At 41.8% G+C, this 16,138-nt stretch carries 14 protein-coding genes; 4 read left to right on the forward strand and 10 right to left on the reverse strand.

Features of this window, described 5'->3' with window-relative positions:
- The first annotated feature begins 109 nt into the window (after window positions 1-109).
- On the forward strand, window positions 110-484 hold the full coding sequence (locus BLS32_RS02190) for a DoxX family membrane protein (RefSeq protein WP_091391658.1): 375 nt from the start codon (window positions 110-112) through the stop codon (window positions 482-484).
- On the opposite strand, the gene BLS32_RS02195 is transcribed toward BLS32_RS02190, so the two are convergent.
- Genes BLS32_RS02195 through BLS32_RS02205 form a run of 3 tightly spaced genes read right to left on the reverse strand, consistent with a single transcriptional unit; the run spans window position 485 to window position 3,266 of the window.
- Window positions 485-1,432 (reverse strand): lipid A deacylase LpxR family protein, encoded by a 948-nt coding sequence (locus BLS32_RS02195; RefSeq protein WP_091391659.1) that lies wholly within the window; start codon window positions 1,430-1,432, stop codon window positions 485-487.
- Between the two features lie 4 nt (window positions 1,433-1,436).
- A complete protein-coding gene (gene mtgA, locus BLS32_RS02200) occupies window positions 1,437-2,117 on the reverse strand; it encodes a monofunctional biosynthetic peptidoglycan transglycosylase (protein WP_091391660.1) in 681 nt (226 codons plus the stop codon).
- Window positions 2,118-2,147: 30 nt separating this feature from the next.
- On the reverse strand, window positions 2,148-3,266 hold the full coding sequence (locus BLS32_RS02205; RefSeq protein ID WP_091391661.1) for an NAD(P)/FAD-dependent oxidoreductase: 1,119 nt from the start codon (window positions 3,264-3,266) through the stop codon (window positions 2,148-2,150).
- A gap of 214 nt (window positions 3,267-3,480) precedes the next feature.
- Here BLS32_RS02205 and BLS32_RS02210 point away from each other — a divergent pair, with 214 nt between their 5' ends.
- Both BLS32_RS02210 and BLS32_RS02215 read left to right on the forward strand, forming a co-directional pair.
- Window positions 3,481-7,668: a fibronectin type III domain-containing protein gene (locus tag BLS32_RS02210; protein WP_091391662.1), complete on the forward strand. Its 4,188-nt coding sequence runs from the start codon at window positions 3,481-3,483 to the stop codon at window positions 7,666-7,668.
- Window positions 7,669-7,781: 113 nt separating this feature from the next.
- On the forward strand, window positions 7,782-9,689 hold the full coding sequence (locus tag BLS32_RS02215; RefSeq protein ID WP_245699305.1) for a S9 family peptidase: 1,908 nt from the start codon (window positions 7,782-7,784) through the stop codon (window positions 9,687-9,689).
- An 89-nt stretch (window positions 9,690-9,778) separates the two neighbouring features.
- Here BLS32_RS02215 and accC read toward each other — a convergent pair whose 3' ends face one another.
- From accC to pdxA, 6 genes are all read right to left on the reverse strand, one after another.
- Window positions 9,779-11,125, reverse strand: a complete 1,347-nt coding sequence (accC, locus tag BLS32_RS02220; RefSeq protein ID WP_091391663.1) for an acetyl-CoA carboxylase biotin carboxylase subunit — start codon at window positions 11,123-11,125, stop codon at window positions 9,779-9,781.
- Window positions 11,126-11,227: 102 nt separating this feature from the next.
- Entirely contained in the window at window positions 11,228-11,713 is a 486-nt protein-coding gene (gene accB, locus BLS32_RS02225) for an acetyl-CoA carboxylase biotin carboxyl carrier protein (protein ID WP_091391664.1), read from the reverse strand.
- Window positions 11,714-11,735: 22 nt separating this feature from the next.
- Window positions 11,736-12,734, reverse strand: coding sequence for a beta-ketoacyl-ACP synthase III (locus BLS32_RS02230; protein WP_091391665.1), 999 nt, complete (start codon window positions 12,732-12,734; stop codon window positions 11,736-11,738).
- A gap of 164 nt (window positions 12,735-12,898) precedes the next feature.
- The gene (gene rpmF / locus BLS32_RS02235) at window positions 12,899-13,096 is read right to left on the reverse strand and encodes a 50S ribosomal protein L32 (RefSeq protein WP_091391666.1); all 198 of its coding nucleotides are present in this window, start codon (window positions 13,094-13,096) and stop codon (window positions 12,899-12,901) included.
- A gap of 9 nt (window positions 13,097-13,105) precedes the next feature.
- Complete coding sequence (locus BLS32_RS02240) at window positions 13,106-13,645, reverse strand: YceD family protein (RefSeq protein ID WP_091391667.1); 540 nt, start codon at window positions 13,643-13,645, stop codon at window positions 13,106-13,108.
- An 89-nt stretch (window positions 13,646-13,734) separates the two neighbouring features.
- The gene (gene pdxA / locus BLS32_RS02245) at window positions 13,735-14,796 is read right to left on the reverse strand and encodes a 4-hydroxythreonine-4-phosphate dehydrogenase PdxA (protein ID WP_091391668.1); all 1,062 of its coding nucleotides are present in this window, start codon (window positions 14,794-14,796) and stop codon (window positions 13,735-13,737) included.
- A gap of 60 nt (window positions 14,797-14,856) precedes the next feature.
- Between pdxA and BLS32_RS02250 the strand changes: the two genes are divergently transcribed.
- The gene (locus BLS32_RS02250; protein ID WP_091391669.1) at window positions 14,857-15,444 is read left to right on the forward strand and encodes a riboflavin synthase; all 588 of its coding nucleotides are present in this window, start codon (window positions 14,857-14,859) and stop codon (window positions 15,442-15,444) included.
- 32 nt (window positions 15,445-15,476) lie between these two features.
- Here the strand turns inward: BLS32_RS02250 and BLS32_RS02255 are convergent, their stop codons facing one another.
- Window positions 15,477-15,746 carry a hypothetical protein gene (locus BLS32_RS02255; RefSeq protein ID WP_139171672.1) on the reverse strand — a complete coding sequence of 90 codons (270 nt, stop codon included), beginning with the start codon at window positions 15,744-15,746 and terminating at the stop codon, window positions 15,477-15,479.
- Between the last annotated feature and the right edge of the window lie 392 nt (window positions 15,747-16,138).

Consider the following 16,138-nt stretch of genomic DNA (forward strand, 5'->3'; position numbering starts at 1 on the left):
CAGAATCCTCAAAAATTATCATTGTCAGAAAATTTATACAATTGAACAACAATACTTTAAAAAATTAATTATATTTTTACGTTATTGATAACCCTTAAAACTTTCCTTTATGAATTCGAAATTTACCATGATCGTTAGAATATTGCTGGGAATTCTTCTTGTTGTATTTGGCAGTAATAAATTTTTGCATTTTATTCCGATGGAAACCCCAACAGGAACTGCAGGAGAATTTATGAATTCATTGGGCGCTACAGGTTATATTTTTCCTATCGTCGGCGTTTTGGAAGTTTTTATCGGACTGATGCTGTTGTTAAAAAAATGGGTGCCTTTCGTGATCATTTTGCTGGCTCCGATTTCTATAAACATCCTGCTTTTCCATTTATTTTTAGACATTCCGGGCGTAAGCGTGGCTTTGCTTGTAGCCATCTTTAATGGAATCCTGATTTACAAACACTGGAAATTATACCGTCCGCTTTTCAGCTGATTACAGCAAATGCGATACACCGATTGATCCGTAATAATAACTGGTAATGACATTGTTGTAGAGCTCTTTTCCACGGAAAACGAATGCATACGACAAGTTCCAGTTGTTTTTCCTGTATTTGATTCCCGATTCAAAATTAAACCGCCATGGAATGATTTTAAAAGTCACCGGACTTTCGGCATCGGAGATTCCGCCTTGTATCGTGGCGTCGTAAACCTGGTAATTTATATTTGGTGAAATGTAGAGGTAAAACTCCCGCACTTCTTTGTCTTTGCTTTTACCTGAAGCAAGCGACGCATAATGCAGATTCGAATCGTAAATGGGAAGCAATTTCCTGAAACCAATCCGCGCCATCAATCCGGCAGACACTTCTGTCCAGATCGTGCCCAATTTGGCATCAGCCTGAAGGCTCAGATCGGCAAAATCCTTAAATTCTTCATCTTTGATTTTATGAGAATAAAAAGCTTCTGCCTGAATTCCGTAAGCATCTTTGATCTGGTATTGCCAGCCTTCCACTTTTGGATAACTGAATGTTTTATGGATGAATTTCTGAACGCCCTGCGCCTGCGACGACGGCCCGAGAATTCCGAGCTGGCCGGTTAACTTGAGTACCGATTCATTCTGGTAAAAAATATTGACGCCTGATTCGAAGAAAAGATAGCCTGCAAATGGCCTGTCATTTACATAATAATCGGCGGCGCGAACGGTTTGCGGATTGTAAATATACTGCCCGATCCTAAAATCCTTGATGAGCTTATTAATTTTCGGGTTGTCATTTTCCGCAAGAAAACGGTAAAAAAGTTCCATGCCGCTGGTGTAATACCGGTCATGAACCGCAGAAGTAAACAAGTCATTATCGACTACAATTCCAACTTCTGCAGGTTTATTTTGGGCAAATCCAAAAGTAAAAGAAAATATACAAATGCATCCGAAGATTCTCTTTTTCATCGGATCAATAATTTAATTTCCCGACATAGCCCATGTGCTTTACAATCCTGCTTTTGCGGTTTTCGATATAAACTGATGAGCCCGAAGCTTTAAATTTCCTTGGGTTAGGAAGAATGGCCGCAATTCCCGCTGCTTCGCGTTTGGTCAGGTATTCCGCTTTTTTGTGGTACCAATATTGGGAAGCGGCTTCGGCGCCGTAAACGCCATTACCCATTTCGATACTGTTCAGATAGACTTCCATGATGCGTTCTTTTCCCCAGAAAATTTCGATCAATACTGTGAAATAAACTTCAAGTCCTTTCCGGAGGTAGCTTCGGCCTTGCCACAGGAAAACATTTTTTGCCGTTTGCTGTGAAATGGTGCTTCCACCTTTGATCTTCTTGCCTTTTTCGTTGTTTTTCATTGCCTTTTGGATGGCATCAAAGTCGAAACCGTGGTGCGTGAGGAAGTTGGCGTCTTCACTCGCGATGACTGCTTTCTGAAGGTTTGGAGAAATTTCTTCGAGTGACACCCAATCGTGACTGCACACCATTTCGCTACCATCAGCTTTATTTTCGAGTGCGCGCGTGGCCATCAACGGCGTGTACGGAACCGGGACAAACCGAAAAATAATTGCTGATAAAATAGACAATGCAAAAAACCACAACAGGGCTTTGAAGAAGAAACGGGAAATTTTTTTAAGCATAACTGCCGGAAATTTTGTGCCGTAAAGGTATTATTTCTTTATCAAATCTGCTAATTCCTGCCCAACAAGACTTCCGATGGCAACGCCCATTCCGCCAAGGCGCACGCCGCAATACACATGATCGGACAATTGCGCTACAATGGGATTTTTGGTTGCACCAATGCCCATGATTCCGCTCCAGCGGTGTTCAATTTTAAAATCATAATCGGGCAGAATCACTTCTCTTAATAATTTTTCAAGCTGGTTTTGGATGATGGATGTTTGTCCCAATGCTGTGGTTGTTTCGCCTTCAAAATCTAAATTCCTACCGCCGCCAAATAAAATGCGGTCCCCGATATTCCTGAAATAGTAGTAGCCTCGATCCAAATGAAAAGTGCCTTTAATTTCAAGGCCGGGAATAGGTTCTGTAATCAAAACCTGGGCGCGTGCAGGAGTTACAGGCTGTGAAATTAATTTTTGAGCAAATCCGTTGGTCGCAAAAAGCAGTTTTTCTGTAGCGAACTGAAAATCGTCAAGCGCTACCTGAACGCCAATTCTTGTTTCCTGATAATCAGTGACTTCCTGCCGGTTTAAAATCAGGATATTTTCAGAAACCGCCTTTTTGAGTAAGGCCTGCATCATGTTTCCGGTATCGATCTGGCCTTCAAAAGGATTAAAAATCAAATTTTGGTTGATTTGCTGAAAACCGAAACGGTTTTTTTCTGTCGAAAAAACGGGTGATTTAAATATCGGGAAAAGCAGGTCGTTGACGTATGATAATTTTGACAGGCTTTCCTGAAAAAGGCTTTCCTGATCTGTTAAAAAGAGCTCATATCCGCCAAAAGGTTTGAAATCTAACGCCTGATCTCCAAGATTTTTCCTAATAATCTGTAAGCCGCGCCACCTTTTTTCAATGATTTTAAGCACTTCATCTTCAGAATTTTTAGTTAAATCGTCAATGATTTCAGACAGGCTTCCGAAGCATGCAAAACCCGCATTTTTAGTACTCGCTCCCTGGGGTAAAAAACCTTTTTCCAGGATCAGGATTTTACTTTGCGGAAAATTTTCCCTAAGCCTCAATCCTGCGTGCAACCCGACAATTCCGCTACCAACAATCGTATAATCGACATCGGTAAACCAATTTTTTATTTCCCACCAACTTAAGTCCATTGTCCAGAAATTTCTATAAAAATACACAATTTTAAATCAGTTCCAAGTCAAGGTTTTGTACAATTTATTAGGGATATTTCAATAATTTAAGTAAATATTCACACATATACAAATGTTAAATTATGTAGTTCATCGATATTTTTTGCACTTTGTCGTTGATTTTTAAAATTTAATTCTATATTTGTCGCAAGATTAACTAAATACCATTCCCCAAATGAAAAATAAGTTACTTACTATTGCCCTACTAGCAATATGTAGTTTTTCCTTTTCTCAAAACGGAAAAACACTATGGAAGAATGCATCGATGAAATCGGATGCAGTGGTTTTCGAGGACAAAATGAGGGTTTCAAACCCACGCGTCTTAGAACTAGATGTGACACTCTTGAAGCAAAAACTTGCAAACGCTCCTACTCGTTTCGCAAGTCAAAAAGCCGGAGTAACTGTTTCATTCCCAACCGCAGAGGGAAATCAGGAAAATTTTACTGTTCAGGAATTTTCAAATATGGATCCGGCTTTAGCCGCCAGATATCCTGAAATCAAATCTTATGTTGGGCGCAGCACAGAAAACCCTTCTGACATGGTTTATTTTAGCTTGTCTCCTTTAGGATTACAGTCAATGACGATCAGGGCTGGGCGTTCGGCAGAATTTATCGAACCTTACACAACTGATTTGACAACTTATACCGTTTACAAAAAATCGGAAACAGCTTCTAACCTGGATCATTTCGAGTGCAGCTTAGGCAACCGCACGGCTAGCGGTGGCACGCAAGATTATGGCGGAGCAGCTGCAAGGCCAAACGCCGATGATGGAAAACTCAGGAATTACAGGCTGGCCGTTTCGGTGACAGGCGAATATGCCGCCTATTTTGGCGGAACCAAAGCATTGGCCCTGGCCGCAGTAAACAATACGATAACCCGTGTGAATGCAATCTTCGAAAGGGATTTTGGCGTACACATGAATCTTGTTGCCAATACAGATGCTACGATCTATACTGCCGCCGCAACCGATCCTTATTCAATTGCTTCAGTTGGCGCCATCAGTTCTAATGTTGGAACGCTTTTAGGCTGGAACCTGCAATTGCAGAATACCATGACATCGGTGATTGGAGACGGCAATTATGACATCGGTCACTTATTTGGAGCGACCGGCGGCGGCGGAAATGCAGGCTGTATTGCTTGTGTATGCAGGACACCAACGGCAGTACTTCCAATCGGAAAAGGCAGCGGATTTACTTCTCCTGCAAACGGAATTCCGAGAGGCGATACTTTTGACATTGATTATGTAGCGCATGAAATGGGCCACCAATTCGGCGCCAGCCATACTTTTACCTACAGCACGGAAGCCAGCATTTCTCAAATGGAGCCGGGAAGCGGATCTACCATTATGGGTTATGCAGGAATCACAGGCCCGAACGATATTCAGGCGCATAGTGACGCTTATTTTCATGCGATCAGCATCCAGCAGGTGACTTATTATGTAAAATCTACGACTTGCCAGACTATGGTTGCAACCAATAATGCGACGCCAACAGCAAGTGCGGGAGCCGATTATACCATTCCGAAAGGAACGCCTTTCATGCTTACCGGAACCGGAACAGATACCAACAACGATGCACTAACGTATACTTGGGAAGAATTGGACAGGGGAAATTCTACTTCTTCCAAACCATTGGCCACTGCATTGACCGGGCCATTGTTCCGATCTTTTGGACCAACAACCAACAAGACAAGATATTTTCCAAGACTGGAAACCATCAAAACCGGCGCTACTTCATGGACATGGGAAGCTTTGCCATCTGTAGCCCGTGTCATGAATTTCAGACTGACTGTTCGCGACAACCGCGCAGGCGGATCTGCAAATAATAGCGACGACATGGTTTTGACCATCAATGCTGTTGCGGGGCCATTTTCTGTAACCTCACAAAATTCAGCCGTAACTTACCAGTCGGGAACCACACAAACCGTAACCTGGAATGTGGCCGGAACTACTGCAAATGGTGTGAACACTGCAAATGTTGACATCTTATTGTCAAAAGACGGCGGAAATACCTACCCGATTACTTTGGCTTCAGCCACTCCGAATGATGGTTCGCAACCAATTGTAATTCCAAATGAGCCAGGCACGCAAAACCGCATCATGGTAAAAGGAAGCGGCCATATTTTCTTTGACATTTCAAATGCCGATTTTACGATCACTACCGGTACCGTAGAAACTGTTGCCCCAACTGTTCCAACAGATTTAACTGCTTCGGGAACGACAACGACTTCTACTAATCTGGCCTGGACTGCTGCAACTGATAACGTAGCTGTAGCCGGATATGATGTATATCAGAACGGAACTTTAAAAACTACGGTTTCAGGCACAACTTTAGCCGTAACGGGATTGACTGCTGCAACTGCGAATAATTTTTACGTGAAAGCAAAAGATGCTGCAGGAAATGTTTCAAATCCGAGCAACACACTGACTGTTACAACACTTGCCGTGGCCTTGGATGCAACTGCACCAACTGCACCAACTGCTTTGGCAGCAGGAAGCACCACCAAAATCAGCACGATTCTATCATGGAGCGCTTCGACAGACAATGTTGCGGTAACGTCCTATTACATTTATAAAAACGGGGTATTTCTGACTTCATCAACTACAAGAGCTTTCAGCGTAACCGGATTGACTGCTGCAACAACTTACAGTTTCACGGTTAAGGCAATCGATGCGGCAGGGAATTTATCTGTTGCAAGCAATACGGTATCGGTAACAACGCTTGCAAATGCAACCGGGGACACAACAATCCCAACTACGCCAACAAATTTAGCGGCTTCGGGAACCACGCAAACCTCAACGGTGCTGACCTGGACTTCTTCTACTGATAACATAGGTGTGGCTTCATACAGCGTGTTCCAAAACGGAACCAGCATTGCATCTGCAACGACAACAACTTTTACCGTCACTGGCCTGACCGCAAGTACGCCATATAGTTTTACCATTAAAGCAAAAGATGCTGCAGGAAATTTATCAATTGTCAGCAATACTGCAACCATTACAACTTTAGCCGTAGGCGTTGATACAACGGCACCAACAGCACCAACAAATTTAGCAGCTTCAGCTATCACGCAAACCTCTGCAAAATTAACATGGACCGCTTCTACGGATAATGTTGGCGTGGCTACTTACAGTGTTTATAAAAACGGAACTTACATTACAGGAGTTACGTCTCCAACTTACACCGTTACTGGCTTAGTCGCAGGAACGACTTATGCATTTACTGTGAAAGGAAAGGATGCTGCACAGAATTTATCTGCTGTAAGCAACACGGTAAGCGTGACAACATTGGCAGGAGACACGACAGCGCCAACTGCACCTACTAATTTAGTTGCCACAGCCATTACACAAACTTCGGTAAAACTAGACTGGACTGCATCTACAGATAATATTGGCGTTGCGACTTACAGTGTGTATAAAAACGGAACCTACATTACCGGAGTAACCTCGCCTACTTATACTGTTACCGGATTAACAGCCGGAACGTCTTATGCTTTTACCGTTAAAGGAAAAGATGCTGCACAGAATTTGTCTGCAGTAAGCAATGTTGTAAATACAACTACACTTGCATCAGCTTCCTCAATCGCATCAGCCGTGAGAGCTGTCACTACGAATATCATACCTATGGAGCAACCAACGGCAACATCAATATATTGCACTGAATTGGGGAACAGCGCCATCGAAGAAAAAATTGGAAAAGTAGAATTTGCTTCAATATGGAATGAATCAAAAGGAAATGTTGCTTATGAAGATTTTTCTTCAATTTCAACTGAGGTGCTCAGAGGTGCTAATTATTCGATCTCAATTACGCCTTCATGGACATCAACGCCATACGATGAAGGTTATGCGGTATTCATTGACTATAATAACGACGGCGATTTTGATGATGCCGGTGAAAAAGTACTTTCGAAAGCAGCTTCAACGGCTTCGCCACAAACTGCCACTTTTACCATTTCTTCAGCGGTTGTTCTTGGCCCGACAAAAATGCGCATCATAATGAAAAGGGACGGCATTCCAGAAACCGCCTGCGATACTTTTGAATACGGACAGGTTGAAGATTACACTGTCACCATAGTCTCTACTTTCAGAGGAATCGAAACAACAGCGACTGTTGTTCAAACGGAAACTGCTGCGGTTGAAAAACTTGATTTTAAATTGTATCCAAACCCGGTTTCAGGAAGCGAGCTTAATATTTCGAATGCATCAAATGCTTCATTCAGGATCATCAACTTGCTTGGACAGGAAATTCAGAAAGGAACTGTTGAAAATGAAAGAATCCCGGTGGCGAACATCAGCGAAGGCACTTATTTATTAGAAGTGACTTCAAATGGACAAACTGCCGTAAAACGCTTTATCAAAAAATAATTTAATACCAAAACCATTTCTAAAAAGCTACCTCACACGGGTAGCTTTTTTATTTTAAAAATGATTACTTTTAGGCCTTTCAAAAACTTTCTCTATCTGAAAATTATTCAAAAATGACAAAAAAATTATTGTTCTTAACCCTTACGATGATGAGTATGACTGCTGTTGAAGCACAAAATCTAATGACGCCGGAATTGCTTTGGAAACTCGCACGCGTTTCTGCAATGGGCATTTCAAAAGACGGCAAAAACCTGGTGTATAAAGTTTCGACGCCATCGGTGGAAGAAAATAAATCAGATTCAAAATATTATTCCGTTCCGGTAAATGGCGGAAATGCTATTGAAGTTGCCGATTACAAAGTATTGGTCAAAGACAAAAATGTTTCTTCGGACGGAAAATTTCTCGTTTATGATGAAGAAGTAAAAATTGACAAAGTCCTCGGAAAAGATTTTTATCCGGAGCTCGAAAAATCAAATGTGCAGATTTACAATGGCTTGGATTACCGCCATTGGGATACCTGGAACACCGGAAAATTCAACCATGTTTTTTTCAAGGAAAATAAAGAAGGTGCGGTTGGAACCGATCTTTTAAAAGGCGAAATGTTTGATTCCCCACAAAAGCCTTTCGGCGGAGATGAAGATTATGCGTGGGCACCTGACGGAAAAAGTATCGTTTATGTCGCGAAGAAAAAATCAGGAACTGACTATGCGATCAGCACCAATACCGATATTTATCAATACGATATTGCAACCGGAAAAACGATCAACCGCACCGAAGGCAATCTGGGTTATGATACGAATCCGGCCTTTTCACCAAGCGGAGATTTAACGTGGCTGCAAATGAAGCGCGACGGTTATGAAGCCGATAAAAACGATTTAGTCGTAAGTTTTAAAGGCATGAACATCAATTTGACTTCAGGTTGGGATGGTTCCGTGGATCATTTTAAATGGAGTGCCGATGGCAAAAAAGTCTGTTTTATCGCAGCCGTTGATGGAACGAAACAATTGTTTGAAGTCAATTTTCCGGGTCTGACAAAAATTGCTGTTACGGTAAAACAAATCACAAACGGCGATTTTGATGTGGCTGACATTGTAGATTTTTCAGGCTCAAATATCATTGTGACGCGTACAGATATGAACCACGCGGCAGAATTATTTGCCTACGATTTAAAGAAAAATATCTGGAAACAACTGACGAATGTCAACAAAAACACCTACGATTCATTGGCGTTAAGCAAAACCGAAAGGCGTTATGTAACGACTAGCGATGGTAAGAAAATGCTCGTTTGGGTGATTCTTCCGCCAAATTTCGATCCGAATAAAAAATATCCTACACTATTATATTGTCAGGGCGGGCCGCAATCGCCGTTGACACAATTTTATTCTTTCCGTTGGAATTTCCAATTGATGGCTGCCAACGGATATATTGTTGTTGCACCAAACCGCCGCGGCATGAACGGACATGGTGTCGAATGGAATGAAGAAATCAGCAAAGACTGGGGCGGACAAGTGATCAAAGATTACCTTTCTGCAATTGACGACGTTTCGAAAGAAAAATATGTCGACAAATCGAGATTAGGTTGTGTGGGCGCGAGTTTCGGCGGATATTCTGTATTTTACCTGGCCGGAATGCACAACAACAGGTTCAAGACTTTTATCTCGCATGACGGTGTGTACAACCTGCAAAGTATGTACGGAACGACGGAAGAGGTTTTCTTCAACAACTGGGAACACGGCGGGCCATATTGGGATAAATCCAATGTTGCGGCGCAAAAAGCCTATAACGAATTCAATCCGATCAATATGGTTGACAAATGGAATACGCCGATTTTGATCGTTCAGGGCGGAAATGATTTTCGTGTTCCGATCGGGCAAGGACAGGAAGCTTTTCAGGCGGCGCAATTGCGTGGCATCAAAAGCCGATTGCTGTATTTCCCTGAAGAAAACCACTGGGTAACGAAACCGCAGAACGCCATTGTCTGGCAGCGTGAATTCTTTAAATGGCTTAAAGAAACTTTATAATCCGATTCAAATAAAAAATCCGCTGACTGAATTTCAATTAGCGGATTCTGAAAAAACAAAATCCCGGCTTTTCAACCGGGATTCTTTATTTATTGCGGATCGTTCATTTTAAAACTTTCCATGAATTTTGTAGTGTAATTTCCGGCGACATAATCCGGTTCGTCCATCAATTGCCTGTGAAAAGGAATCGTGGTTTTGATGCCTTCGATCACGAATTCGTCCAGTGCGCGCTTCATTTTATTGATCGCTTCCTCACGTGTTTGCGCGGTGGTGATCAATTTAGCAATCATCGAATCGTAATTTGGCGGAATCGTATACCCTGCGTAAACGTGCGTATCGAGGCGTACTCCGTGTCCGCCCGGCGCATGAAGCGTCGTGATTTTTCCCGGTGAAGGGCGGAAATCATTGTATGGATCTTCGGCATTGATACGGCATTCGATTGCATGAAGGTTCGGGAAGTAATTTTTTCCTGAAATCGGGATTCCGGCAGCCACCATAATCTGTTCTCGGATCAGATCGTAATCGATGACCTGCTCTGTGATCGGGTGTTCTACCTGAATACGCGTGTTCATTTCCATAAAATAGAAATTGCGGTGTTTGTCAACCAAAAATTCTACCGTTCCGGCACCTTCATATCTGATATATTCCGCAGCTTTAACTGCAGCTTCGCCCATTTTGTTGCGCAATTCATCAGTCATGAAAGGCGAAGGCGTTTCTTCTGTTAATTTCTGGTGGCGTCTTTGCACCGAACAATCACGTTCAGACAAGTGACAGGCTTTTCCGTATGAATCCCCAACCACCTGAATTTCGATGTGGCGTGGCTCTTCGATTAATTTTTCAAGGTACATCCCATCATTTCCGAATGCTGCAGCTGATTCCTGGCGTGCGCCTTCCCAGGCTTTTAGCAAATCTTCCTGTTTCCACACGGCACGCATTCCTTTTCCTCCGCCTCCGGCAGTTGCTTTTAGCATTACAGGATATCCGAATTCGGCAGCCAGTCTTTCGGCATGTTCATATGATTCTAAGATTCCGACAGAACCTGGAACGCAAGGCACGCCAGCTTCGATCATCGTAGATTTGGCCGAAGCCTTATCGCCCATTCTGTCGATCATTTCCGGTGAAGCGCCGATAAATTTGATTCCGTGCTCTTGGCAGATTTTAGAAAATTTAGCATTTTCAGAAAGAAATCCGTAACCCGGATGAATCGCATCTGCATTCGTAATTTCGGCAGCAGCGATGATATTTGACATCTTTAAATAAGACAGGTTGCTTGGCGGTGGCCCGATGCAAACTGCTTCATCAGCGAATTTCACGTGAAGGCTTTCCGCATCGGCAGTAGAATAAACCGCAACGGTCTTGATTCCCATTTCCCTGCAGGTTCTGATGATGCGCAGTGCGATCTCGCCCCTGTTAGCAATTAATATTTTTTTGAACATCTTTTTTAATTTAGAAAATTAGACAATTAGGCAATTAGACAATTGGATTTTGCGCGTAAAACTGCAAGCAAAATCCAAAATCTAAAATCTAAAATCTAAAAATTATGACGGATCTACTAAGAATAAAGGTTGGTCGAATTCTACCGGAGAAGAATCATCAACTAAAATCTTTACGATTTTACCAGAAACTTCCGATTCGATTTCGTTGAACAATTTCATCGCTTCGATCACACACAACACGTCGCCTTTGCTGATTGAAGTTCCCACTTCAACAAACATTGGTTTGTCTGGAGATGGTTTTCTGTAGAACGTTCCGATAATCGGTGATTTTATGGTGATGTATTTAGAATTCTCGTCTGCTGCGGGTGCTGCCGGTGTATTTGCTGCCGGAGCGAATTGCTGCTGCGCCGGAGCTGCCTGTGGCAACGCCTGCTGCATTGGCGCCTGCTGAACATACGTAATGTCCGGTGCATTGCCTTCTAAAGTTGTGCGGATGGTGATTTTGATATCATCCATTTCAAGCTTCACTTCTGCAACGCCCGAATTTGACACAAATTTGATTAGGTTCTGAATTTCTTTTAAATCCATAATTATTTGTTTTTAGTTTAGTTTATTGTTTGTTGTAAGCCCATTTCAGGTAAATCGCGCCCCAGGTAAATCCGCCGCCAAAAGCAGCAAAGATCAGGTTGTCGCCCTTTTTGAACTTATCCTCAAAGTCACTCAGCAACAAAGGCAAAGTTCCCGAAGTGGTATTTCCGTATTTTTCGATATTGATAAGCACTTTCGATTCGTCAAGTTCCATTCGGTTTGCCGTAGCATCAATGATCCTGCGGTTTGCCTGGTGTGCAACCAGCCAATCGACATCGTCATTTGAAAGGTTGTTGCGCTCCATGATTTTTGCGCTTACATCGGCCATTCCGGTCACGGCATATTTAAAAACCGTTTTCCCGTCCTGGAACACATAGTGCTGACGGTTTGCTACTGTTTCCGCAGATGCCGGAAGGATAGATCCGCCTGCGTCGATCTTTAGAAATTCGCGCCCGATTCCGTCGCTTCTCAAAAATTCATCCTGCACGCCAAGGCCTTCTTCATTTGGTTCGAACAAAACTGCACCTCCGCCATCTCCGAAGATGATACAGGTGGCACGATCGGTATAATCAATGATGGACGACATTTTATCGGCTCCGATCAACAAGACTTTTTTGTATCTGCCGGATTGAATGTAGGCTGCAGCGGTTGACATTCCGAATAAAAAACCAGAACAGGCCGCCTGTAAATCATACGCGAAAGCATTCACGGCACCAATTTCAGTGGCAACATAAACGGCAGTAGCGGCAACAGGCAAATCGGGAGTTGTGGTAGCGACAATGACCATATCGATTTCGGCAGGATTGATATTGCCTCTTTTGAGCAGGTCTTCAGCAGCTTTTATGGCTATAAAGGAAGTTCCGAGATGGTCTCCTTTTAAAATTCTTCTTTCTTTGATGCCGGTACGGGAAGTAATCCATTCATCATTGGTATCAACCATCGTCTCAAGCAATTTATTAGAAAGCACAAAATCAGGAACATACCCACCAACAGCGGTAATTGCGGCCGTAATTGTATTCATAAGTTTTAATTAATTTCTTACCAATCGTTAAGATTTGATAAAGAGGTGGAAATTACAAAAAAATTCCAAACCAAATTTGTTTTGGAACTCCTTATTTCGTTAAAATTATAAACAACAAAAAACTCCCACAGAGTGAGAGTTTCAGTTTTTTTTATTGTAAAATGTTAGGCAAGAGCAACTGGTGCTTTGTCAATAACTACTTGTCCTCTGTAGTACATTTTACCTTCGTGCCAGTAAGCCCTGTGGTATAAATGTGCTTCTCCAGTGATTGGACATGTTGCGATTTGAGCAACTGTAGCTTTATAATGTGTTCTTCTTTTGTCTCTTCTCGTTTTGGAGATCTTTCTCTTAGGATGTGCCATTTTATGATATTATTTATCCGTTAATAGATTCTTTAATTTGTCCCAGCGCGGGTCTGTATCTTCTTTTGTTTCTTCTTTTTTCTTTTCTTTGACTGTCAGTTCCTTTAGTTTATCAAGTGCCGGCGTTTGCAAGGTGCCGTCTTTGATGCCCGGATGGACGCGTTTTAGCGGAATCGAAAGCACGATCATTTCATAAACATACTGTGAAATGTCAATCTGATGCTCGCCGTGCGGCAAAATCAGCAATTCGTCGTTGTCGTTGTTGAATTCATCGCCAAACTGGACAACCAATCTCAGTTTTCCTTTGATTGGCAGATCAAACATTTCGCCCGTGAGGTCGCAAGGCACGTAAACCGTACCTTTATGTTTGAAATTGAGCTCCATCATGGTGCTTTTTTTCTCTAAAACCAGATTTACTTTAATGTCGCAACTTTCAAAGTCATCGTAATTAAAGTAGTCAAAGAACTTCTTACTTATTTGATATTCAAACTGGTGTTTTCCTAATTTTAATCCGACAAACGGAATTAAAAACTCATTTAGCTGTTTCATCTCACCAAAATTTGTCCCATTTTGAAACTCTCAATGGGAGCGCAAAGATATAAAAATATCAGACAAACAAAACTGTTACCGATATTTTTTTATCGAATATTTCTTTCTTCCTGTTTTTCCTTGATTTTCATCGGGTCTTTGCTGATTTCCTTATACTGGATTCTTGAATGAAAAATGTCAATCGCCAGATAGACAGCTTCTTTGAAGGAATTGAAATCGGCCAGATTTTTCCCCGCAATTTCGTATGCTGTTCCGTGATCGGGCGACGTTCTGATCTTGTTTAAACCCGCAGTATAATTGACGCCTTTGCCAAATGACAGCGTTTTAAACGGAATCAATCCTTGGTCATGATAAGCGGCAATGACCGCGTCAAATTTTTCGTATTGGCTGTTGCCGAAAAAACCGTCTGCCGGATAAGGCCCGAAAACCAAAGTCCCTTTATCAAATAATTTTTTTATTGCCGGGCGGATGATCGCATCGTCTTCTTTTCCGATGACACCGCCGTCGCCAGCATGTGGATTCAATCCGAGCACGGCAATTTTCGGCTTGTTGATGCTAAAATCCTGGATCAGCGATTTTTTTATGGTTTCGATCTTTCGGATGATCAACGCTTCGGTCAAATGGCTTGCCACTTCGTTTACCGGAATATGGTCTGTCAACAATCCCACGCGCAAATTGTCCTGAACCATAAACATCAAAGCATCACCTTCTAGTTCTTTATCCAGATAATCGGTATGGCCCGGAAATTTAAATTCTTCCGACTGGATGTTGTATTTGTTGATTGGCGCGGTCACCAGAACATCAATTTGCCCTGCTTTCAAAGCATCGGTTGCCGCAATAAATGATTTGATTGCATATTTCCCGATGTTTTCATCATTGACGCCAAAATTAATATCAACACCTTCTTTCCAGACATTCAACACATTGATTTTTCCGAGAACCAATTGGTCAATGGTATCAATTCCGTGCAGCATCGAAGTCGATTCGAATGTTTTCTTTACGAAAGACAGGATTTTGACATTGGCAAAAATAACCGGCGTACACATTTCGAGAATTCGCGAATCTTCAAAAGTTTTCAAAACAACCTCGCTTCCGATGCCGTTTAAATCCCCGATTGAAATCCCAACGATGATATTTTCTGCTTTATTCATTCTTACGACTGGTTATTTATTGCTAATTTTGAAGTGCAAATTTAGTAAAATAAAACAAGAATGTTTACAGGAATCATTGAAACCCTCGGCACGATTGAAGAACTGCGAAAAGAGGGCGATAATCTTCATATTACACTTCATTCGTCAATTACAAATGAACTCAAAATTGACCAAAGTGTGTCACATAATGGTGTTTGTTTAACTGTTGTTGGCATCAATAATGACAGTTACATTGTGACTGCGATCAGGGAAACACTGGACAAAACCAATTTAAGCGACTGGAAAGAAGGCGATAGTTTAAACCTTGAACGCGGCATGAAGCTTGGCGACCGGCTTGATGGCCATATTGTTCAGGGCCATGTAGACCAGATCGGCGTTTGCAAAAGTATCGAAAACGCGAATGGAAGCTGGTATTACACTTTTGAATATGATGCCGATTTGAACAACATCACGATTGAAAAAGGCTCGATTACCGTAAACGGCGTGAGTTTAACCGTTGTAAATTCTAAGAAAAACGAATTCAGTGTGGCGATTATTCCTTATACGTATGAACACACCAACTTTAAAAGCTTTGCTGTTGGCACAAAAATCAACCTGGAATTTGACGTAATCGGGAAATATGTGTCGCGCCTACACAACCTGAGATAAAATTTCTTTGATTGCATAAAAAAAGCTCCGGTTTATATCGAAGCTTTTTTATTTATTTTCATTTGGTATATTTTGTAGAAGCTGTATAAAATTGCAGCCGCAAAGAGAAACACCAATCCAGAATCGATCGGAATGGGATCCGGACCCGGAGGGATGTGGCCTGGTGGTGGCGGGCCGCTGGCACTGACAACACTGGTAATCGTTATGGCTAAAAAGCAAAAAACTTTCTTTGGGACAATTTTCATAGGGTGTAAAAGTAAATAAAATTTCTTTTTAACAAAATTTTTTACATTAAATTTCAAAGTAATCAATTTAAATCGCTTGCAAAAATACAATTTGAATCCACATAATGGCACTTCAGAGATTATATTAACGTAAAATTCAGAACTTTAGTTTTATAATCGGATTTCACAGCGTTTAAAACCGCTTGTTTACAAACAAATCAAGGCTTCATTTTTTGCGGTTATATCCAATTCAAAACAGGGCAAATATATAAGTTAAATATAAAGCTTCCAAATAATAAGCGGTCTATACACCCGATTTGTATGCCTTTTACGGATAATTTATAAGTTCGGGTGCAATCCTAAAAATATTTCATTTTAAAACGTTTGTTTTCAATGAAATTTGTAAAGCCTGTTGAAATAAAAGCAGGCATCGTTGCAATCACTACCTGATTTTCATGCCTCTAAAAACG

It is taken from the genome of Flavobacterium noncentrifugens (genome assembly GCF_900100375.1).
Classification (GTDB): Bacteria; Bacteroidota; Bacteroidia; order Flavobacteriales; family Flavobacteriaceae; genus Flavobacterium; species Flavobacterium noncentrifugens.

Excerpts from the sequence above, each read along its gene's own strand:
- BLS32_RS02190 (WP_091391658.1), top strand. The coding sequence starts at position 110 with ATGAATTCGAAATTTACCATGATCGTTAGAATATTGCTGGGAATTCTT.
- BLS32_RS02195 (WP_091391659.1), bottom strand. The coding sequence starts at position 1,432 with ATGAAAAAGAGAATCTTCGGATGCATTTGTATATTTTCTTTTACTTTT.
- mtgA (WP_091391660.1), bottom strand. The coding sequence starts at position 2,117 with ATGCTTAAAAAAATTTCCCGTTTCTTCTTCAAAGCCCTGTTGTGGTTT.
- BLS32_RS02205 (WP_091391661.1), bottom strand. The coding sequence starts at position 3,266 with ATGGACTTAAGTTGGTGGGAAATAAAAAATTGGTTTACCGATGTCGAT.
- BLS32_RS02210 (WP_091391662.1), top strand. The coding sequence starts at position 3,481 with ATGAAAAATAAGTTACTTACTATTGCCCTACTAGCAATATGTAGTTTT.
- BLS32_RS02215 (WP_245699305.1), top strand. The coding sequence starts at position 7,782 with ATGACAAAAAAATTATTGTTCTTAACCCTTACGATGATGAGTATGACT.
- accC (WP_091391663.1), bottom strand. The coding sequence starts at position 11,125 with ATGTTCAAAAAAATATTAATTGCTAACAGGGGCGAGATCGCACTGCGC.
- accB (WP_091391664.1), bottom strand. The coding sequence starts at position 11,713 with ATGGATTTAAAAGAAATTCAGAACCTAATCAAATTTGTGTCAAATTCG.
- BLS32_RS02230 (WP_091391665.1), bottom strand. The coding sequence starts at position 12,734 with ATGAATACAATTACGGCCGCAATTACCGCTGTTGGTGGGTATGTTCCT.
- rpmF (WP_091391666.1), bottom strand. The coding sequence starts at position 13,096 with ATGGCACATCCTAAGAGAAAGATCTCCAAAACGAGAAGAGACAAAAGA.
- BLS32_RS02240 (WP_091391667.1), bottom strand. The coding sequence starts at position 13,645 with ATGAAACAGCTAAATGAGTTTTTAATTCCGTTTGTCGGATTAAAATTA.
- pdxA (WP_091391668.1), bottom strand. The coding sequence starts at position 14,796 with ATGAATAAAGCAGAAAATATCATCGTTGGGATTTCAATCGGGGATTTA.
- BLS32_RS02250 (WP_091391669.1), top strand. The coding sequence starts at position 14,857 with ATGTTTACAGGAATCATTGAAACCCTCGGCACGATTGAAGAACTGCGA.